This is a genomic window from Streptomyces sp. S6, from assembly GCF_054880855.1.
On the sequence record NZ_JBTYMC010000051.1, the window covers coordinates 1 to 20,802 of the forward strand.

The 20,802-nt window shown below is 70.8% G+C and carries 16 protein-coding genes and 1 pseudogene; 14 read left to right on the plus strand and 3 right to left on the minus strand.

Annotated features, from left to right (window positions below):
• Positions 1-408: MFS transporter (locus ACVNF4_RS10000; RefSeq protein ID WP_461802359.1), on the plus strand; the 408-nt coding region annotated here is incomplete at its 5' end.
• Positions 405-1,397, plus strand: coding sequence for a S66 peptidase family protein (locus tag ACVNF4_RS10005; RefSeq protein ID WP_461802360.1), 993 nt, complete (start codon positions 405-407; stop codon positions 1,395-1,397). The genes ACVNF4_RS10000 and ACVNF4_RS10005, both read left to right, overlap by 4 nt.
• Here ACVNF4_RS10005 and ACVNF4_RS10010 read toward each other — a convergent pair.
• Entirely contained in the window at positions 1,394-2,338 is a 945-nt protein-coding gene (locus ACVNF4_RS10010) for a bile acid:sodium symporter (RefSeq protein WP_461802361.1), read from the minus strand. The genes ACVNF4_RS10005 and ACVNF4_RS10010 overlap by 4 nt on opposite strands.
• Before the next feature lie 174 nt (positions 2,339-2,512).
• Between ACVNF4_RS10010 and ACVNF4_RS10015 the strand changes: the two genes are divergently transcribed.
• From ACVNF4_RS10015 to ACVNF4_RS10045, 7 genes are all read left to right on the plus strand, one after another.
• Entirely contained in the window at positions 2,513-3,832 is a 1,320-nt protein-coding gene (locus tag ACVNF4_RS10015; protein WP_461802362.1) for an ABC transporter substrate-binding protein, read from the plus strand.
• Between the two features lie 19 nt (positions 3,833-3,851).
• Positions 3,852-4,787 carry a carbohydrate ABC transporter permease gene (locus tag ACVNF4_RS10020; protein ID WP_461802363.1) on the plus strand — a complete coding sequence of 312 codons (936 nt, stop codon included), beginning with the start codon at positions 3,852-3,854 and terminating at the stop codon, positions 4,785-4,787.
• Positions 4,784-5,635 carry a carbohydrate ABC transporter permease gene (locus ACVNF4_RS10025; protein ID WP_461802364.1) on the plus strand — a complete coding sequence of 284 codons (852 nt, stop codon included), beginning with the start codon at positions 4,784-4,786 and terminating at the stop codon, positions 5,633-5,635. The genes ACVNF4_RS10020 and ACVNF4_RS10025 overlap by 4 nt, the downstream gene beginning before the upstream one ends.
• A gap of 21 nt (positions 5,636-5,656) precedes the next feature.
• Positions 5,657-6,418, plus strand: coding sequence for an alpha/beta fold hydrolase (locus tag ACVNF4_RS10030; RefSeq protein WP_461802365.1), 762 nt, complete (start codon positions 5,657-5,659; stop codon positions 6,416-6,418).
• A gap of 57 nt (positions 6,419-6,475) precedes the next feature.
• Positions 6,476-7,237: a DUF899 family protein gene (locus ACVNF4_RS10035; protein WP_461802366.1), complete on the plus strand. Its 762-nt coding sequence runs from the start codon at positions 6,476-6,478 to the stop codon at positions 7,235-7,237.
• 85 nt (positions 7,238-7,322) lie between these two features.
• The gene (locus tag ACVNF4_RS10040) at positions 7,323-8,075 is read left to right on the plus strand and encodes a hypothetical protein (protein ID WP_461802367.1); all 753 of its coding nucleotides are present in this window, start codon (positions 7,323-7,325) and stop codon (positions 8,073-8,075) included.
• A gap of 96 nt (positions 8,076-8,171) precedes the next feature.
• Positions 8,172-10,262: a HelD family protein gene (locus ACVNF4_RS10045; RefSeq protein ID WP_461802368.1), complete on the plus strand. Its 2,091-nt coding sequence runs from the start codon at positions 8,172-8,174 to the stop codon at positions 10,260-10,262.
• On the opposite strand, the gene ACVNF4_RS10050 is transcribed toward ACVNF4_RS10045, so the two are convergent.
• Positions 10,245-13,865, minus strand: a complete 3,621-nt coding sequence (locus ACVNF4_RS10050) for a LamG-like jellyroll fold domain-containing protein (RefSeq protein WP_461802369.1) — start codon at positions 13,863-13,865, stop codon at positions 10,245-10,247. The genes ACVNF4_RS10045 and ACVNF4_RS10050 overlap by 18 nt on opposite strands.
• 298 nt (positions 13,866-14,163) lie before the next feature.
• On the opposite strand from ACVNF4_RS10050, the gene ACVNF4_RS10055 reads away from it, so the two are divergent.
• The 5 genes from ACVNF4_RS10055 to ACVNF4_RS10075 all read left to right on the plus strand — a co-directional run bounded on the left by ACVNF4_RS10055 (position 14,164) and on the right by ACVNF4_RS10075 (position 20,036).
• The gene (locus tag ACVNF4_RS10055; RefSeq protein ID WP_461802370.1) at positions 14,164-15,183 is read left to right on the plus strand and encodes a LacI family DNA-binding transcriptional regulator; all 1,020 of its coding nucleotides are present in this window, start codon (positions 14,164-14,166) and stop codon (positions 15,181-15,183) included.
• Positions 15,184-15,254: 71 nt separating this feature from the next.
• Positions 15,255-16,508, plus strand: a complete 1,254-nt coding sequence (locus ACVNF4_RS10060; protein ID WP_461802371.1) for a sugar ABC transporter substrate-binding protein — start codon at positions 15,255-15,257, stop codon at positions 16,506-16,508.
• An 8-nt stretch (positions 16,509-16,516) separates the two neighbouring features.
• The gene (locus ACVNF4_RS10065; RefSeq protein ID WP_461802372.1) at positions 16,517-17,446 is read left to right on the plus strand and encodes a carbohydrate ABC transporter permease; all 930 of its coding nucleotides are present in this window, start codon (positions 16,517-16,519) and stop codon (positions 17,444-17,446) included.
• Entirely contained in the window at positions 17,443-18,267 is an 825-nt protein-coding gene (locus ACVNF4_RS10070; protein WP_461802373.1) for a carbohydrate ABC transporter permease, read from the plus strand. Before ACVNF4_RS10065 ends, ACVNF4_RS10070 begins: the two co-directional genes overlap by 4 nt.
• 44 nt (positions 18,268-18,311) lie before the next feature.
• Positions 18,312-20,036: an amylo-alpha-1,6-glucosidase gene (locus ACVNF4_RS10075; RefSeq protein ID WP_461802374.1), complete on the plus strand. Its 1,725-nt coding sequence runs from the start codon at positions 18,312-18,314 to the stop codon at positions 20,034-20,036.
• A gap of 85 nt (positions 20,037-20,121) precedes the next feature.
• Here the strand turns inward: ACVNF4_RS10075 and ACVNF4_RS10080 are convergent.
• Positions 20,122-20,388: pseudogene (locus ACVNF4_RS10080) on the minus strand (acyl carrier protein); the annotation flags it as partial.
• Positions 20,389-20,802 lie beyond the last annotated feature (414 nt).

The following is a 20,802-nucleotide window of genomic DNA, read 5'->3' on the forward strand; positions in this document are numbered from 1 at the left end:
GGCGCGGCGGGGCGGCTGGGCGACCGGGGACTCCACCGCCGTACGACCGGTGCCGCGCTGGCGCTGCTCACCGTCTCGTGGCTGCCGCTGGCGTTCACCGAGCGCTCGCTGTGGGCGCTGGTCGCCGGTGTGGTCCTGCTGGACCTCGCCGTGCAGGCGGTGCACGTCACCAACCAGACCCTGATCCACGCGGCGCACCCCGACGCGGGAAGCCGGGTGATCGGCGGATACATGATCTTCTACTCGGTCGGCAGCGCGGTCGGCGCCCTCGCGGCCACTTCCCTCTACGCCGTGGCGGGTTGGGCGGCCGTCTGTGTGCTGGGTGCGGGGTTCAGCTGTCTGGGGCTCGTGCTGTGGGCGGTAATCGAGTGGTGGCCCGGTGAGGGGATCGGCATACTGCGCCGGTGACTGGAACTGTGCTGCTGCGTCCTCGTGCTCTGGCGCCCGGGGATCTCGTCGTCGTCGCGTCGTTGTCCGGGCCGTTGCACGCCGAGTACGAGCCGGATCTGGAGCGGGCGGTGGCGGTGCTGGAGGGGATGGGGTTCCGGGTGCGGCGGGCGCCGCTGCTGGAGGTGGGGCGGCGCAGGTGGTGGGGTGCGGGGACGCCGGGGGAGATCGCGGGGGAGTTCAACGCGCTGCTGCGGGATCCGGAGGTGCGGGCGATCGTCGCGCACGACGGAGGGCAGAACGTGCTCGGGTACCTCGACCTCATCGACTTCGACGCGGTCCTCGCGGACCCGAAGCCGATCCTCGGGTACAGCGACATCTCGTTGCTGCACCTCGTGCTGCACGCCCGCACCGGACTGGTCGGGTTCCACGCCGACGTCGCCACCTCCGGCCTCGGCGGCAAGTGGCGGACCGCGCCGCCTGAGCGGCGAGCCGTGCTGGAGAAGCTGTACTCGACCCTGCTGACCAGCGGTGACCCGATCGGCGCGCTGCCGGTCACACCGTCCTGGGAGTGCTGGCGGGCGGGCCGGGCCGAGGGTCCGCTGATCGGCGGGGTGATCAACCGCATCGCGCTCGCGCAGGCGACGCCGTACGCGCTTCCCCTGGAGCGGTTCGACGGCGCGGTGCTGTTCTGGGAGGAGATGGGCGGGCAGGCGGCGCACGTGTGGAGCTACCTCCAGGTGCTCCGCCACTCCGGCATCCTCGACCGGATCTCCGGCATGGTCGTCGGCATCCCGCACGACATCGACGGGCTCGGCACCTCCGGCACCGCCCCCGCCCTCGCCGAACTCGTCCTCGACGCCCTCGGCGACCGCGACATCCCGGTCCTCGGCGGCGTCGAGTTCGGCCACGCCGGACCCAACCTGCCGATGCCGGTCGGCGTCCGCGCCGCACTCGACGCGGGCGAGCGCACCCTCGCCCTCCTCGAACCGGCCGTCCGCACCCCCTAACGCAGCAGCCGGGGCACCACCCGCACGTATACGACCATCCCCACGACCTCCACCAGCGTCTGCGCCACGACGACCACCCCGGCCACCGCGAAGGCGTCGGGCAGCGACAGCGCCAGAGGCAGGACGACCAGCGAGTTACGGGTGGCACCCGTGAAGACGATCGCCCGCCCGTCCCGCGTGCCGAGCCGGAACATCCGGACGACGGCCAGCGCGGCGAACGGCATCACGACGAGGAACGCCACGTAGACCGGCACGACACGGACGACGTCGGCCAGCCGGCCCGTGCCGTCGAGCTTCGGGACCTGGGAGGCGACGACGGTCAGCAGGGTGACGGCCATGAGGGGAACCATGCTCACACCCACGGCGTCCACGACGCGCCGCCCCGCCCACGCCTGCGTGAGCCACGCGAGCGCCAGCGGCACGACGATCAGCACGAGGAACGCCTCCACGAAGGGCCCGGTGTCGACGACCTCCGCGAGATCCGGCCCGAGGAACAGGAACAGGTACCCCGGCAGCAGCACCATCTGCGCGAGCAGCAGCAACGGCGTCGCCGCGAGGAGCCGCTCACCGCTGCCGCCCGCGAGAGAGCTGAAGACGATCACATAGTCGACGCACGGCGCGAGCAGCACCAGCAGCACCCCGAGCCGCACGGCCCGGTCGGCGGGCAGCAACCCCGACATGCCCAGGGCGACGAGCGGCACGACGACGAAGTTCACCACGAGCGCCGCCCCGAGGAAACGCCCCGCCCGCAGCGAACGGACCAGCTCGGCGGCCGGCACCTGGAGGAACGTCACGTACAGCAGGGCCGCCAGCGCCGGGTTGATCGCGTGCTCCAGGCCGGGCCCGGCACCGGGGGCCGTCAGCCCGAGGACCCCGCCGACGCCCAAAGCGCCGATGTAGAAGGCGACTTGGTGGCGTTCAAGGGCGGAAGCGCAGGACAAGGGGGACACTCCTGAGGAGGGGGTGGAAGTCCCGACCGTAGCGCCCGGTGGACGGTCGGCGTCCGCGCGTAGAAAACGTATTCCACTCCAACCTCTTGTGACAAACCTGTTTCGGCCCTACGGTCACGGCAAACGGTTACTACCCAAACGGCACCCCCTTTCTCCGGAGGACCGATGAGCACCACGCGTACGAGATCCCTGGCCGGCGTCACCCTCTGTCTCTCCCTCGCGCTGACCGCCTGCGGCGGCGGTGACGACGACAGCGCGGCGGGCAGGACCAGCAAGGGCGACGTCAGCTTCGAGTTCTGGGGCTGGACGGAAGGCATCCAGCAGCAGACCGAGGTGTGGAACAAGGCGCACCCCGAGACCCAGGTGAAGTACGTCAACGCCGCCGGGGACACCGTCTACCAGAAGCTCCGCGCCGCCATCACCTCGGGCAACGCGCCCTGCCTCTCCAAGATGGACGGCATGAACCTGGCGACCTTCGCCGCCGACGGCCTCCTCACCGACATCAGCAAGCTCGCCGCCCCCTACCAGGCGCGCTACACCGTCCCGGCGTGGAACGCGGTCAGCCCCGGCGGCGCCACCTACGGCATCCCCACGGGCTCCTCCCCGCTGTTCACCGCCTACCGCGCCGACCTCTTCGCGAAGTACGGCGTCAAGGCGCCGACGACGTGGGCCGACGTCATCGCGGCCGGAAAAGCGGTGCAGGCGAAGGACAAGGGCGTCAAGATCTTCAACATGGCCGGCGAGGACCCGAGCACCCTCGTCGACCTCTCCTGGCAGGCGGGCGCCGCGTGGTACAAGCTCGCCGGGGACCACTGGGAGATCGGCTTCACCTCACCCGAGGCGCTCAAGGCCGCCGACATCGTCCAGCAACTGGTGGACGACGGCCTCGCCTCCAACGCCTCGTACTCCGACCCGGGTGTCTTCAAGACCTGGGACCTGGGGCGGACGATCCTGATGACCACGTCCACCTGGCAGTTGCCGATCTACGACACCAACTTCCCGAAGTCCAAGGGGACATGGCAGCTCGCCCCCGCCCCCGTCTTCGACCCGGCCAAGCCCCGCACGTCCAGCAACTTCGACGTCACCGCCGTCCTCAAGGGCTGCAAGTACCCCGACAGGGCGGCCGAGTTCGCGGCCTGGCTGTCCAGCAGCAAGGAGTCCCTGACGGCCCTCACGGACCCCGCCTCCAAGTCGGGCCTCTTCCCGGCGGTGAAGGACGTCTCGCCGTACGTCGGCAAACTCGTCCCGCCGGACATGTTCAACGGGAAGTCGAACAGCGAGCAGATCATCACGGCCTCCGCCGCCCAGGTCGGCGACCAGTGGAGCTACGGGCCGAACTACGCGGCCATGTACTCCGAGATGCAGAAGGAGTGGGGGAAGGTCATGAAGAAGCAGCTCACCGTGAAGGACATGCTGACGCACCTTCAGGACTGGGTGCTGACCGACCTGAAGAACAAGGGCGTCAAGGCCGCCGCGGCCGGCTGAGAAAGAGCGGGAGACATCGTTGTCCACCCTGATGCGACCGGCGAAGGCGGCCTCCACGGCCCCCGCCCCGGTCAGACGAAAGAGGAGACGCGGCGGAGCCAAGGGCCTGCTGTTCATGCTGCCCTTCCTCCTCGGCTTCCTCCTCACCTACGTCGTCCCCATCGGCTACGCCTTCGGCCAGAGCCTCCAGGAGAAGAAGAGCAGCGGCATCGGCTTCGGCCCCACCCGCACCGTCTTCGCCGGCTTCGCCCACTTCTCGGCGATCCTCGCCGACGGCGGTTTCTGGACGGCGATGCTGCGCACCCTCCTCTTCGGCGCCGCGCAGATCGCCGTCATGCTGGGCGTCTCCCTCCTGCTGGCCCTGCTCCTCGACGGCGTCGCCGCCCGCGCGGTGCGGTTCTTCCGCGCCGGGCTGCTCATCCCGTACGTCATCCCCGGCGTCGTCTCCACCCTGATCTGGCTGTTCCTCTACAGCCCGACCGCGAGCCCGATCGCCGACCTGCTCGGCTCGGACGTCTCGTTCTTCGGCGGCGTCAACACCTATCTGTCGCTGGGGAACCTGCTGACCTGGCAGGGCATCGGGTTCAACATGATCCTGATCTCCGCCTCCCTCCAGGCGCTGCCGCGTGAGCTGTACGAGGCGGCGCGGATCGACGGCGCGAAGGAGTGGCGGATCGCCTGGTCCATCAAGGTCCCGAACATCACCGGGATCCTCGTCCTGACCGGCATGTTCTCCCTGATCGGACGGCTCCAGCTGTTCACCGAGCCACTGTTCCTCAGGTACGTGGCGCCGGAGTCGATCAGTACGGACTTCACACCGATGCTGGAGATCTTCGACCGGGCGTTCAAGACCGGCGACTACCAGTACGCCGCCGCCGAGTCCCTCGTCCTCGCCGTCGTCACCGGCATCCTCGCCTTCGTCTTCTACCGCGTCACGAACAGGAAGGTCTCATGAACGCCGGGGTCCGTCCCAGCCGCCCTGCGGTGGCGCTCACCACCGGGCTGCTGATCGTCTTCCTGCTGTACTCCCTCGCGCCGACCTGGTTCCTGCTGGTCGCGTCGACGAAGAACCAGACCGACCTGTACTCGACGTTCGGGCTGTGGTTCTCCGGCAACCACCTCGCCGACAACTTCCAGGCCGTGTGGGAGTACCACGACGGGGTGTTCGGGCGGTGGATCTTCAACTCGGTGCTCTACTCGACCGTCGGGGCCGCCGGTTCGACGCTCATCTCGCTGGCCGCCGGGTACGGGCTCGCGAAGTACGAATTCCGGGGCCGGGGCGCGCTGTTCGGGGTCATCGTCGGGGCGTCGCTGCTGCCGAGCACCCTGCTGGCGTTCCCGCTGTACCTGGTGTTCGCGGAGATCGGGCTCACCAACACGGTGTGGGCGGTGCTCATCCCGTACTTCATCAACCCGTTCGGCGTGTACCTCGGCAAGGTCTACGCCGACAGCTCCGTCCCCGCCGAACTCCTGGAGGCCGCCCGGATCGACGGGGCGAGCGAGACGCGCGTCTTCTTCTCGATCGCCCTGCGGCTGATGCGGACCGGCGGCATCACCATCTTCATGCTCGACTTCGTCAACATCTGGAACAACTTCTTCCTCCCCCTGTTCATGCTCAACGGCGAACGCTCCTTCCCCGTGACCCTCGGCCTCTTCTCCTGGGTCCAGCAGGCGCAGACCTCCCGCGACATGAACACCCTCGTCCTCAGCGGATCCCTGCTGTCGATCATCCCGCTCGCCGTGTTCATGTTCTCCCTCCAGAAGTACTGGCGCAGCGGCATCCTCATGGGCAGCCTCAAGTGACACCGAGAGGGAGCTTCACCTGTGACCGTCCGCCTCTTCTCCACCACCCTCGGCCCCGCCGACGGCCCCGCCCTGCTCCTCGTGCACGGCTGGGGCGGCGATGGCCGTGAATGGTCCCGCCACGCCGAGGAGCTGGCGGCCCGGTACCGGGTGATCGTCCCCGACCTGCGCGGCCACGGCCGCTCGGAGGTACCCGACACGGGCAACACGCCCGTCGAGATGGCGGACGACCTGGCGGCGCTGATCCGGGGCAGCGCCCCCGTGGTCGCCGTCGGCCACTCCATGGGCGTCCAGGTCGTCAGCCAACTCGCCGACCGGCACCCGGAGTCGGTCCGCTCCCTCGTCGCCCTCGACCCGGCGCACGGCGCGCACGGCACCGAAGTCGACGGGATCCCGGCCCGGTTGGCGCTGTACGAGAGCCAAGGGGCCCGCGCGGCGGCCGAGTTCGTCGCGGGCGCGTTCTCCCCGCAGGCCCCGCCCGGCCTGCGCACCGCCCACATCCGCACGATGCTCGGCACGCCGGACCACGTCATCGCGCAGGCGTACGCCGGGATGTACGTCGACCCGGGGGCGATCGGCGTGCGCGAACACACCGAGGTCCATCTGGGCCGCCGCACGCATCCGGCGCTCACCGTCTGGACGTCGGCCGAGGCGGCGGAGTGGGAGAGGGGGTGCCTGGGGACGTCCGGATCGCGTGTCGAACACTGGGCCGGGGTGGGGCACTACGTGCACGAGGAGCAGCCGGAGCGGACCGTGCGGCTGATCGAGGAATGGGTGCGATGAGTTTCGGGCGGGCCGGGAGTCTCATCAGACGACCGTGCCCACCCCATGGAGGACCCCATGCCGCAGTCCACCGGACGCCCGCCCGTCGTCGACCTCGCCACCTGGCAGAGAGCCCGGGACGAACTGCTGGTCCGCGAGAAGGCGCACACCCGTGAGGGTGACGCGATCGCGGCGGCCCGGCGCCGGCTCCCGATGGTGGAGTTCGACGCGAAGACCGAGGTCGTCGGGGCGGACGGACCGGTCCCGTTCCTCGACCTGTTCCAGGGCCGGGACGAACTCGTCGTCTACCAGCACATGTGGCACGACGGCGCCCCGCACCAGGACCAGTGCCCGGGCTGCACCACCACCGCCTGGCACCTCCAGGACGCCGCCGTCTACCTCGGCGCGCGCGGCGTCTCCTACGCCGTCCTCACCGAAGGACGCTGGGACGAGGTCGCCCCCTACGTCGACTTCATGGGCTACACCGAGCCCTGGTACTCGGTGCACGGCATCGACGCGGCACCCGTCATCGACATGGGACGCCTCACCTGCTTCCTCCGCGACGGCGACCGCGTGTACATGACCTACTGCACGACCGGCCGGGGCAACGAACGCGTCAACTCCGCCTTCGGCCTCCTCGACATGACGCCCTACGGCCGGGGCGAAGCCTGGGAGGACACCCCCGAAGGCTGGCCCGAGGGACGCGACGCGTGCTGGTTCTGGAGCACGGACGCGGACGGCAACCCGACGTGGGGGCCGACGGGCCGCGCGGTCCCGCAGTGGACGCGCCCCGGAGCGGGACCGGTGGGGGCGCGGGAGGGGAACGGCCGCTGCCACTGACGAGGTGAGTACGCCTACTCATGCCACCCCACCCCCCGCCGGGGACGATAGGCGCGGAACGGCACGAGCGGGGGAGAACAAGGGCATGGGCAGATTCCTGGGCGGGGTCGCGGCGGTCGCCGTGGCCGTCGCGGCGCTGGTGTTCGCCTACACGGCGGGCGCATCCGGCGAGGCCGTCCTCACCGTCGGCGCGGGGGTCCTGAGCCTCCTGTGGCTGACACTCCTGCTGACCCTCCCCTGGAACCTGTACTTCCGCGCCCACACGGTCCTCGCGGAGATCGCCGTCAGCCGGGAGAAGGGCATCGAGGTCCCCCCTGCGCGGGACACCGAGGCCGCCCGCATCGCCCGCGCGATGCTGCGCACGGCCCTCGCCGGTCACCTCCTGACAGCGGCGGTCGTCCTCGCGGTCACCTGGGCCACCGGCGGCCTCACCGGCTACTGGTTCGCCGGGTTCTTCCTGCTCAGCACCCTCTTCCGGCCCGCCGGAGCCTACTTCGGCCAGCTCAGGCGCCGACTGCGCACCCTGCTCAGGGAGGTCACCCACCCCCGCGACGACGTCGTCGACCTGCGCGCCCGCCTCGCCCGAACGGAGGCCGCGCACCAGGTCCTTGAGGAGAAGGCCGAGGAACAGTACCGGGCCCTCGCCGAACTCCGCCGCACGGTCGACGCGCTGACCGCGACGACGTACCAGCGCGCCGAGGAGACCGACCGCCGACTCGCCGCGCTGGGACGGGAGTTCGAGGCCACGATCGACCGCCTCACCGACAACAAGGAGATCATCGCGGGCGTACGGGCGTTCCTGCGCCTGCTGCGCACACCCGACGTCCTCGACGGGTGACGGCCGCCGGAGGCGCGGCGCTGACGGTAAGTCAAGACTTACCTTTGTGCGCGGCCACCCGCATAGTGGTGAGCCGCACCCAGAGGAGGCCCACCGTTGTCGCAGATCAGCGACGGTCCCGCGCGTCAGGTGACGGCGCAGCAGGCTCACGTTTCCACCATGTACGGACTGTTCGACGAGCGCGTCGCCGCCTCCCGGGCCCAACTCGCCGCCGTCCTCGGCGAGTTGGCGGACGGCGGACGTGAGGTGTACGAACGTGACCTCGCCGCCGCCCGCCTCACCGGCGAGATCCGCCGCCTGGAGGCCGCCGAGAGCGGCATGGTCTTCGGCCGGATCGACAGCGCCGACGGCACCGCCCTGCACATCGGCCGCCTCGGCCTGCACACCGACGACCACGACCTCCCCCTCCTCGTCGACTGGCGCGCGGAGGCCGCCCGCCCCTTCTACGAGGCGACCGCCGTCAGCCCGATGGGCCTGCGCCGCCGGCGCCACCTGCGCCTGACCGGCCGCGCGGTGAGCGCCGTCAACGACGAACTCCTCGACGGCTCCGAGGCGGGACCCGACGACGTCCTCGGCGACAACCCGCTCACCGAAGTCCTCCAGGCCCGCCGCACGGGCCGGATGGGGACGGCGGTCGCCACCCTCCAGGCCGAACAGCACGCGATCGTCCGCTCGGCGAACCGGGGCGTGACCGTCGTCCAGGGCGGCCCCGGCACCGGAAAGACGGTCGTCGCGCTGCACCGGGCGGCGTACGCGCTGTACGCGTTCCCGCGCGCCGCCGAACGCGGGGTGCTGGTCCTCGGCCCGAACACCCGCTTCCTCGACTACGTCTCCCAGGTGCTGCCCTCCCTCGGGGAGAACGATGTCGTCCTCGCGACCTGCGAGGAACTCGCCGGGATCACGCCGAAGACGACGGAGCCGCCCGAGTCGGCGCGGATCAAGGGGAGTTCGGCGTTCGCGGACGCGCTGGCCGCCGTGGTGCGGGGACGGCAGGCGGTGCGCGGGGGCTTCGCCGTGCAGGGGGTCCGGCTCGCGGAGCACGAGGTCGCGCGGGCCCGGGACGCCGCCGTCGCGACCGGCCTCGGGCACAACCGCGCCCGGCAGATCTTCAAGGAACTCCTCGTGGACGCCGTCACCGACGCCCTCGAACGCGAGGCCCTGGAGACCCTGGACCGCTTCGACACCGAGTTCACCGAGGCGACCGGCCTCGACCTCGACCGCGTCGCCGGAGCCGACCTGCGCAAACTGGGCTACGACGACGAGCCCGCCGGCGACGCCGCCGACGAGTTCGACGCGGACGCCGTACGGGACACCCTGCTGGACGACGACGCCGTGGACCGCGCGGTCGAGGCGCTGTGGCCGACGCTCACGCCCGAGGACGTCGTCCACGCGCTGTTCCGTTCGCTCGACACGTACCTCCCCCAACTCGACTCAGGCGAACGCGCGTTGCTGGAGCGGACACCCGGCGACCCCTGGTCCGACGCGGACGTCCCCCTGCTGGACGAGGCGGCGAGCCTCGTCGACGGACCGCCCGCGCGGACGTACGGGCACGTCGTCGTGGACGAGGCGCAGGAACTCACCGACATGCGGTGGCGGATGGTCGTCAGGCGCTGTCCCGCCCGCTCGATGACTCTCGTCGGGGACTTCGCGCAGGCGGGACCGACGACGCGCGCACGCGACTGGGCCGAGGCGCTCACACCGCACCTCGGCCCGCGCTTCGACCTGCACACCCTCACGGTCAGCTACCGCACGACCGTCGAGATCCTGGCCACCACCCACGACCTGCTGACCCGCATCGCCCCGGGCCAGACCCCCAGCAGCGCCATCCGGCACGGCGACACACCCCGCACCCTCACCGCCGGCCCGGAGTCCCTCACCGCCACCCTCACGGCGGAACTCCGCGCCCAGCACGCGGCCCACCCCGGCGAACTCCTCGGCGTCATCTGCGCGGACGCCCGTGTGGACGCGCTGCACGCCGCCGGGGTGACCCGCTGGGCCCAGCTGATCCCCGCCTCCCAGGCGCGCGGCCTGGAGTTCGACGGCGTCGTCGTCCTCGACCCCGACGGCATCACGGCCGCCCGGCCCGGCGGGGAGCGGGATCTGTACGTGGGGCTGACCCGGGCGACGAAGCGCCTGTGCACCATCGCCCCGGGCCGCCCGGGAACAGGGTCAGCGGACCTCTCGTGAGTAGGGTGCCACCGCGATCCGGTCGATCAGCGGGGCGTACCGGGAACGCAGGAGCACCCCGGGGAAGGTGTCGGAGGCGTACGTCGTCCCGTCGAAGTCGGGCAACTCCTCCGACCTGAACGACACAGTGTTCGCGCCCTTCTTGAGCTGCACCGCAACCGTCAACTCCCAGAAGTTGTCCTGGTGGAAGCTGTGCGGGAAGCTCACCCGCCGCACCGCCCCGCCGTTGACACTGATGTCGGCGTGCCGGGCCAGCGGGTCCGGGTTGTAGTGGGTGGCCGGGGACTGCTCCGGGTTGGAGTAGCGGATGCGCAGCGCGTACAGGCCGGGATTGTCGGCGGTGACGGTGAAGGTCGCCGTGTTGTCGTTGCCGGGGTCGCCGCCGACACCGGTGACGGCCGTGCCGTCGGTCGCCAGGGGGAGGTCGGCGAGGGTGGCGGTCCCGGTGAGAACGGCGGTCTGCGCCTCGTACGTCCGCACGGGAAGACGGCCCTCGGTGGGTGTGACGGTCAGCCGGTCGAGCAGCGCCGGTACCGAACTCCCGGTCAGCGTCACCTTGTTGACGCCACCGGAGAGGGAGACGGCGACCTCCCGCTTACCGGGGCCGAGCTTCAGCACCTCGTTCCCGTTGACGGACAGCCGCGCGCCCACGCCGCCGAGGGCGTCGACCTTGAGGGTGGCCTCGCGGTCGGCGGGGGAGTACACCCAGAACGTCGCCGTCTGCCCCCGGCCGACCTGCGCCGCGCCGGACCCGGTGAGCGCGGGGCCGTACACGGGACGCGCCCCGCCTGCGAGCCACGCCAACTCACCCTCGTACACCCGGGTGTCGGCCTTCGGCGACGGCAGGGACAGCGTGAGGCGGTCGACGATCGCGTCCCCCTTCGTGCCACGTTTGCCGTCGAGGCTCTTCGCGGCGAGCGTCAAGGTGTGGCGGCCCTTGGTGAGTTGGACCTTGGTGTCGGCGTGGTCCCAGACGACCCACTTGTAGCCGAGGGGGAGGTGCACCTCCTGTTCGGCGGCGCCGTCCACACGCAGGAAGACGTTCGTGGGCCCCTGTTCCTGGACCTTGTCGTAGGTGTTGAGGGAGTTGGCGAAGACACTCAGGTCGTAGCTGCCGTCCTCGGGCACGTCGACCGCGAAGTCGAGGGTGACGTCCGAGCCGGTGCGCAGCCCGCCGACGTCGTACCCGCCGGACGTGTAGAACTTCGACACGTCGGACGTCGACCCCTCGGGCCCGTTCTTCGTCCACCCGGACCCGGTGTGCGCCGCGTCCTCCGCCTCGTACGACCCCTGCCAGCGCACCGGCGCCGACTGCGTGCCGAGCGCCTTTCCGGCCGGGGTGAGGACGATCTCGTACGCCGACGACTCCTTGAGTACGGGCAGCGTGCCGTCACCGAAGTCCACGACGACCGTCCCGTCCGCCGCGACCTTCAGGTTCTGCTCCGCGAGGAGCTTCGGACCCGAGTTGTCGCCGATCTGCCCGCTCCAGTCGATCTCCCGTACCCAGGCGTGGACTTGGGAGCCGAACACCTTGCGCGGGACGCCGGAGAACGTGATGTGTCCCTTGCCGTTCGAACCGCCGAAGAGCAGCCGCGCCTGCTTCTTGCCCTCGTCGAGCGTGGCGACGCCCTGCATCGTGTAGTTCCGGCCCGGGAACGGCGGGGTCACGGAGACGGTGTGGCCGCTCATCGAGGCGTACGAATTCAGCAGCCACCACTGCCCGTTGCCCCGGTTCGACTGGACCGCCGAGTCGGAGAGGTTGCCGTCGATGTTCCAGTACGCGATGTCCGCGTCGACCTTGGACTCCTCGATCGCCGAGACCCACTGGATCATCTGGCCCGGCACCGAGGTGTGGTAGTTGAACGCGTACTCGTTGATGTTGACCGGCAGTGGGCCGATCCCCAACTCCCGCTCCCAGCCCCGGTATTCGGCGACACTCTGCCGCACCGCCTCCGGGTGGCTCAGCTCGTGCCAGGTGACGACGTCGGGCAGCGTCCCCGCTGCCTTCGCGTGCGTGAGGAAACCCTTCACCTGGGCGTACAGGACACTGGTGTTGGGCCCCGCGATCCGCGCGGCCGGCATCTTCCCCTTGATCAGCCTGTACGCCGAGTCCCACGCGGCGAAGTAGTCCGCCGGATCGCTCAGCCAACTGACCTTGTTGTAGCTCCACTCGCCGGTCCCGAACATGTTGCCCTCGGGTTCGTTGAACGGCACGAAGACGATGTTGTCCTGGTACTGCTTCGGCAACCGAAGTACCTGGTCCACCTGGTGGGCCATCTTCTCCTCGTACAGCTTCAGCCTCTCCGCCGGAGTACTCCCCGGCCACTGGTACGGGAAGCCCCGGTGGATGTCCGTCATGTAGATGTAGACGTCGCCGTCCGTGGAGTCCGCGAGCGGCTTCACCACGTCCAGCGCGTCCGCGCCCGGGTGCTGCGGCCCGTCCTGCGCCTTGGTCGACACGGTCCGCAAGCCCATGCCCTCGATGAGGTTGTTCGTCGGCACGTCCGGCCCGTACACCCCGTACAGCGTCCCCGACGCGCCGCCGTGGAACTTGCCGGTGTCGGAGGCGAGGTCGACGGTCAGCGCGCCTTCGCGGACGACGGTGACGGTCGCGGTGACGGCATGTCCGGCGGCGGTTCCGGCGACGGTGAACGTGCCGGGTCTCGCGTACTTGTCGGCGGGGACGGCGTCCCAGGTGATCGGGGCGTCGCGGTCGTAGCCGTCGGAGTAGGCGGCGCGCGCCGAGGCGGGCAGGGGCGGGGCCGTGCCGGTCGTCGTGCGGCCCTCGAAGGCCGTCTGCGAGAGCGCGGTGAGTGTGGGGAGCGTGCCGACCTGGCTCGCGACCTGCTCGGGGCTGAGGGCGGTGTGCCAGACGGCGAAGTCGTCGATCGAGGCCTTGAGGAGGGGGTCGGGGTAGAAAGACTTGCCGATGTAGCCGGCCGTCGTCGCCGAACCGGAGAGGAGGTCCTTCGCCTTGACGGTCGTCGCCGCCGAGGAGACCGCGACGCCGTCGAGGTAGGTGGTGACCTGGCCCGCGGCGGTGTCCAGGGTGACGGTGACGGTCCGCCACTGGTCGGCCGGGAGCGGGGCGTACCCGGAGACCTGCGCCTCGCCGCCTCCGCCGCCCGTGGTGAGGGCCGTGCGCAGGACGCCGCCGTTGGAGGGGGTCGTGAACAGGTACTTCGAGGTGTCGGTGCCGAGGTCGAAGATCCGCTGCCAGGGGGAGGAGTCGGTACCCCATTTCACGCGGGCCGAGACCGTCAAGTCGCTGGCGTCGCCGATGACTTCGCGCGGGAGGCGGACGTACGCACCGGCCGAGGTGGGGGCGCCGCCGGGCAGGGCCAGGGCCTTGCCGCCGGTGGCGCCGGCGACGGAGGCGGCGGTGGAGGGGTTGACCAGGGTCGCGGTGAGGTTGTTGCCGGAGATGTCGGGGATGGTGCCGGAGGCGGTGTCGTCCTGGTCGAAGGTGTAGTGGGCGACGGGGGTGGGGGTGTCCGGCACGGCGTGGGCGGGGGTGGTGGGGGTGGCCAGGAGGCCGGCGCCGAGGGCGAGGGCCACGGCGGCGGGGGCGCGGCGTGGGGCGTCTCTCTCAGGGGATGGCATGGATCGCGTCCTCAATCCTGTGGGTCGTCATGAGTCGAACCGGTTCGATGTGGGCGGGTGCTGTTGCCGAGCGGGCTTGTGGGGGCGGGGAGGCGGAGGGATCAGTTCATCGAACCGGTTCGGGAAGCTAGCACCGGCGCGCGGGCCCGGCAATCCCCCCGGCACCGCTTGTTTCCGGCGTCCACGAAGCTCGTCGGAGGTGTTGACAGCGGTTCCGGCAGTTCCTACCTTCACTTCACGCGAACCGGTTCGACAGCCCGGGGCGTGGCCGAACCGGTTCGACCCAGCAGGAGTGCCCGTGAACATCGGTGAGATCGCGCGGCGGGCCGGTGTCTCCCGGAGCACCGTCTCGTACGCGCTCAGCGGCAAGCGCCCCGTCTCCGACGAGACGCGCCGCAAGATCCAGCGCGTCATCGACGAACTCGGCTACCGCCCCAACGCCTCCGCCCGTGCCCTTGCCAACGGCCGCACCAGCACGATCGGCCTGGTCTTCCCGCCCGCCGGCGACCACTACACCGGCATGCAGCTCGATTTCATCGGCAGCGTCGTCGAGGCGGCGGCCTCCTACGACTACGACGTCCTGCTCTCCCCGAGCGGCGTCGACAGCGACCGCTCCTTCCAGCGCCTGCTGGGGGAGCGGCGGGTGGACGGCGCGATCCTCATGGAGATCCGCCTCCAGGACGACCGCGTCGACCACCTGGCCGCGCTCGGCTTCCCCGCCGTCACCATCGGCCGCACCGCGCACCCCGAGACGAGCTGGTGGGTCGGCGTCGACCACACCGCGCTCGCCGCCGCCTGCGTCCACCACCTGGCCGACCTCGGCCACCGCCGGATCGCCCTCGTCAACCGCCCCGAGCATTTCCTGCGCGCCGGCTACGAGTCGGCCCACCGAGGACTCGACGGCTTCACCAAGGCCGCCGCCGAACGCGGGCTGACCGTCAGGGCGTACCCCTGCGGGGACGACGCCGCCTCGGGGCAGGCGTGCGTGGAGCGGATGCTGCACGACGACCCCGGCATCAGCGCCCTCGTCACCCTCAACGAGGCGTCCCTGGGCGGCGTCCACCGGGGCCTCGCGCACGCCGGGCGCCAGGTCCCGCGCGACTTCTCCGTCACCGGGATCGTGGCCGCCCGCTGGGCGGAGACGGTCACGCCGCAGCTCACGGCGGCCGACGTACCGGCGGAGGAGATGGGACGGCGCGCAGTCGACCTCCTGGTGGAACGGCTGGACCAGCCCGACGCGCCGCCCCGCCACCACCTCCTCACACCCCCGATCTCACTGCGGGCCAGCACCGGACCCGCAGTGCCGCACACCTCGTAACACCCCGCACGTTCCTGCCCACCCCGCGCATGTCCTCGCCTCGCCATGCCCGCAACCAAAGGAACCCCGCGATGAACAGCTCCTCCAGACAACGCCGTCTGACCGCCGCAGCCCTGACCGCCCTCGCCGTGGCCACCGCCGCCACCGCCTGCTCCTCCGGCTCTTCCGGGTCGTCCGGTTCCTCCGGGTCCGACGGCAAGGGCTCCTACACCGTCTGGGACCCCTACCCGCAGTTCACGAAGGACTCGGCGTGGGTGAAGCTCCTCGACCGGTGCGGCACCGAGGCCGGCGTGAAGGTCAAGCGGACCGGCTTCGACACCAGCGACCTCCCCAACAAGACGCTCCTCGCGGCCCAGCAGGGCAACTCCCCGGACGTCCTCGTCGTCGACAACCCGGTCGTCTCCACCCTCGCCGAGGCCGGCGTCCTCACCACGACCGCCGACAACAAGCTCGACACCGCGAAGGTCGACCCCAACCTCCTCGCGGCGGGACAGTCCGGCGGCAAGACGTACGGCACCCCGATCGGCGCCAACACCCTCGCCCTCTACTACAACAAGACCGTCCTCAAGGCGGCCGGCGTCGATGTCGCCACGATCAAGGACTGGGCCTCCCTGACAGCCGCCCTCGACAAGGTGAAGAAGGCCGGCAAGAAGGGCATCACCTTCTCCGCGATCGGCACCGAAGAGGGCAGCTTCCAATTCCTGCCCTGGTTCTGGGGATCCGGCGCCCAGCTCACTCAACTGGACTCCGCCCAGGCCGAGTCGGCCCTCACCCTCTGGAAGGACTGGCTGAAGAACGGCTACGCCCCCAACTCCGTCCTCAACAACACCCAGACCACCAGCTGGCAGGAGTTCGCCACCGGCGACTACGCCTTCGCCGAGAACGGCACCTGGCAGCTCGCCAACGCGGCGAAAGCCGGCTTCGAGTACGGCGTCCTCCCGATCCCCGGCCAGAGCAGTGCCTCCGCGCCCGCCCCGACCGGCGGCGAGTTCGTCACCCTTCCCGTCCAGGACGACACCGCCCGCTACACCACCTCCCAGAAGCTCGCCACCTGCCTCACCAGCGAACAGGGCCTGTACGACACGGACTCCGCGCTCTCCTACGTCGCCCCCACCGCCGGCGTGCAGGCCAAACAGGTCGCCGCGAACGCCGCGTTGAAGCCGTGGGTCGAGGCGGTCAAGTCCGCCAAGGGGCGTACGAGTGACGACCTCGGCACCAAATACCCCAAGATCTCCGAGCAGTTGTGGAAGGCCGTGCAGTCCGCGCTGAGCGGCTCCAAGTCGCCGAAGGACGCGCTGTCTTCGGCGCAGGGCGCGGTCAAGTGACGTTGCAGATGGCACGTGATCAGGCGGCCACCGCTCCGGCGCGCGTGGACAGGCGCCGCCGCTCACCCCAGTGGGCGGCCTGGGCCTTCCTCACCCCGGTCACCCTCTACCTCGTCCTCTTCTACGCCTACCCCCTCTACCGCAACCTCGATCTGAGCCTGCGTCACTACACCGTCCGCTCCTTCGTGCACGGCGACGCGCCCTTCACCGGGCTCGACAACTACCGGACGGTCTTCGACGATCCGACGTTCACGCCCGCGCTCGTCCACACCGTCGTTTTCACCTTCGGGTCCCTGGTGTTCCAGTACGCCATCGGGCTCGCCCTCGCGGTCTTCTTCCACCAGCACTTCCGGCTCTCCGCGACCCTGCGCGCCCTGTTCCTCGTGCCGTGGCTGCTGCCGCTGATCGTGTCGGCGTCGACCTGGTCGTGGATGCTGAACAGCGACTCCGGGATCGTCAACGCGGCACTGAAAGCTGTCGGGCTGGGGTCCGTCAACTGGCTGACGTCGCCGTCCTGGTCGCTGGTCTCGGTGATCGTCGCGAACATCTGGATCGGCGTGCCGTTCAACCTCGTCGTCCTGTACAGCGGGTTGCAGTCCATCCCGGCGAGCCTGTACGAGGCGGCCTCGCTGGACGGGGCGAACGCCTGGCAGCGGTTCCGGTCGATCACCTTTCCCCTGCTGCGGCCCGTGTCCGCGATCACGCTGCTGCTCGGGCTGATCTACACGCTCAAGGTGTTCGACATCATCTGGATCATGACCAAGGGCGGCCCGGCGGACTCCTCGACGACGTTCGCGACCTGGTCCTACCGGCTCGGGTTCGGCAACCTGCTGCCCGCGTTCGGGCCGGGGGCGGCCGTCGGGAACCTGCTCGTCGCCGCCGCGCTGGTGTTCGGGTTCGGGTATCTCAGGGTGCAGCGGAAGCAGGCGATGGCATGAATCGGGGTTTTTTCAAGAGGGGTTGGAAGACCGGAGTCGGGCTGCTGCTGACCGGGGTCATGCTCTTCCCGGTCTACTGGATGGTCAACGTCTCGTTCACCCGGGACCAGGACATGCGCAAGAGCCCGCCCGACCTGTTCCCCACGCACGGCACGCTCGCCGGGTACCGCAGAGTCCTCGACGACCAACTCCCCTACCTGGGCACGAGCTTGGGTGTCGGGCTCGGGACGGTCGTCCTCACCGTCGCGCTGTCCGCGCCCGCCGGGTACGCACTGGCGAAACTCCGGCCACGCGGCGGGGGCGTGCTGAGCTTCGTGCTGCTGGCCGCGCAGATGATCCCCGGGATCATCATGGCGATGGGGTTCTACGCGATCTACCTCCAGCTCGGGGTGCTCCAGTCGGTGCCGGGGCTGATCGTCGCGGACTCCACGCTCGCCGTGCCGTTCGGGGTGCTCATCTTCACCGCGTTCATGTCCGGCATCCCCGGCGAGCTGCTCCAGGCCGCGAAGACCGACGGGGCCGGGGCGCTGCGGACGTTCTGGTCGGTCGTCCTGCCGATGAGCCGCAACGCCGTCGTCACCGTGTCCCTGTTCGCGTTCCTGTGGTCCTGGTCCGACTTCGTGTTCGCCAGCACCCTGGTGAACGGCGGGGCGCACGAGCCGATCACGCTCGGGATCTACCACTACATCGGCAACAACAACCAGGAATGGAACGCGGTGATGGCCACCGCCGTCGTCGCCTCGCTGCCCGCCGCGGTGATCCTCGTGCTCGCCCAGCGCTATGTCGCCGCGGGTGTCACCGCGGGCGCGGTCAAGGACTGAACACCGTCATGCTCGATCCCGGTTCCAGAAACGAGTCTCCCCACATGACCGCTGTCCCCTCCGGTCCCGCCTTCTCCGTCCGCGACATCCCGTTCAGCCACTCCGGTTCGTGGTTCGACGTCTCGCCCGTCGTCGCGGAGAAGACGTACGCCGACGACCTCCACCTCGTCTCGCACCAGAACGGCATGCACGGCGTCCTGCGCCTCGTCCCCCTCCACCCGGGCACCGGGGCGCGCGCCGAGACCCGGGTGGAGGCGGTCCCCGGGCTGCTGACCTGGGCCGACGGGGCCGGGCGCGTCGAACTCGCCTACGAGACGCCGGACACGCTGCGGCTGCGCGGGCGCGGTCTGGACGCCGGGGTGTTCGCCGCCGCGCCGACGCTGACGCCGTTCAGCGGGACGTACTTCTTCCACGACCCGGCGGCCGGCGCCCACGTCTTCACGTCCTACGAGACCGGGCGCCGCTACCGGGTCACCGCCTTGTCCGGCACCCTCGCCGACGTCACCGGCGCACAGGCCCTCGGCGGCGCGGAGCGGGGCGTCACCGTCACGGGGGAGTGGGAGCTGGCGATCGAGGAGATCGACACCGCGCGCCCGCCGTACGTGTCGTCCGGCACCTTCGAGGAGGTCGTGGAGCGGGCGCGGGGGGCGTTCGCGGAGTTCGCCGACGCCGTCGCGCCGTGGCGGTCGGACGACACACCCGCCGCCGAACTCGCCGCGTACGTCCTGTGGTCGGCGACCGTGGCGCCCACCGGGCTCGTCACGCGGCCCGGCGTGCTGATGTCCAAGCACTGGATGGACAAGGTGTGGAGCTGGGACCACTGCTTCAACGCCCTCGCCCTGGCGCCGGGTTGCCCCGAACTGGCGTGGGACCAGTTCGCGCTGCCCTTCGACCACCAGGACGCGAGCGGCGCCCTCCCGGACTCCGTCACGCACTCCGAGGTGCTGCGCAACTTCGTCAAACCCCCCATCCACGGCTGGGCGTTCGGGCTGCTGCGCCGCCGCCTCCCGGCACCCCCCGACCGGGACGGACTCGCCGAGGCCTACGACCGCCTGGCGCGCTGGACGGAGTTCTGGCTCACCGCCCGCCGGGCGCCCGGCGCCGCCCTGCCCCACTACCAGCACGGCAACGACAGCGGCTGGGACAACGCGACGACGTTCGACCCCGAACGGGTCGTCGTCACCGCCGACCTCGCCGCGTTCCTGATCCTCCAGCTCCACGAACTCGCCTACCTGGCCGAGGAATTGGCGAAGCCGGACGAGGCGGCCCGCTGGACGGCGCTGGCCTGCGAAACTCGGACGGCCCTCCTCGGCGAACTGTGGACCGGCGACCGTTTCGTCACCCGCTCCGCCGCCACCGGCGAGAGCTGGACCAGCGACAGCCTCCTCGACCTCATGCCGATCGTCCTCGGCGAACACCTCCCGCCGGACATCGCGGGCACCCTGGCGGACCGGGTGAAATCCCACCTCACCCCCTACGGCCTCGCCACGGAACTCACCGACTCCCCCTACTACTTGCCCGACGGCTACTGGCGCGGACCCATCTGGGCCCCCGCCACCGTCCTCGTCGAAGACGGCCTGCGCCGCGCCGGCCACCACCGCCTCGCCGACGACATCAACGCCCGCTTCCGCACCCTCTGCGAAACCCACGGCTTCGCGGAGAACTTCGACGCGCTGACCGGGACGGGGCTGCGGGACCGGGCGTACACGTGGACGGCGTCGGCGTATCTCCTGCTGGCGGAGGCGCACGCGCGGCGTACGGACCACTGACCCTGTCGCGCGGGCCCGGGAGACGCACCGGAGTGCGTCCGGCTCGGCCGGGGTGAGGCAGCGGTCCCCGGCCGAGATGCCGGGCCAGTTCGCCGGGGCTCGGGTTCTCGACGATCGCGATCTCCAGCCCCGTCAACGTCATGAGGGTCTTGGTGAGTTCGAGGGCCATGAGGGAGTTGAGGCCGTTCTCCAGGAAGTTGCTGTCGTCGTCCAGAGTGGTGTTGAGCAGGGCGCCCGCCTCCGTGCGGATCGTGTCGACGAGCAGCCGCTCGCGCTCCTCGGGCGTGGCCGCGGCGAGCTGCCGTTCCAGGGCGGTCGTCTCCTGCTCGGGGGTGTCGGGCGTGCTGGTCATGGGCGCTCCTGTGAGAGTGGTGTGGTCGTGCAGCCAGTAACGGGTGGGCTGGAAGGGGTAGACCGGCAGATCGACGGCCGAGGTCCCGGCGGGGGCCCGCAGCACGAGGCGCCAGTCGACGGGCACCTCCCCCGGCTCGGGGGCGGGGAAGGCGAATTCGCCGAGGACGGCGTCGTACGCGTCGTCCGCGTCGAGCAGCCGGGACACGTCGTCGAGGGTGAGCGCGCCGGCGGCGTACACGGTGGCGAGGGGCGGTGCGGTGGCCGCCGGGTCCGGCTCCGGGGCGCGGCCGTCGGCCAGTGCGGAGACGGCGGACAGCAGCTCCGCGAGGTCGTCGCCGATGACGACCGCCCGGTGTTCGAAGAGGGGCCGGGCCGCCCGGGGGCGACGGCGTCGGCGGGTGGCGTGCGGGGC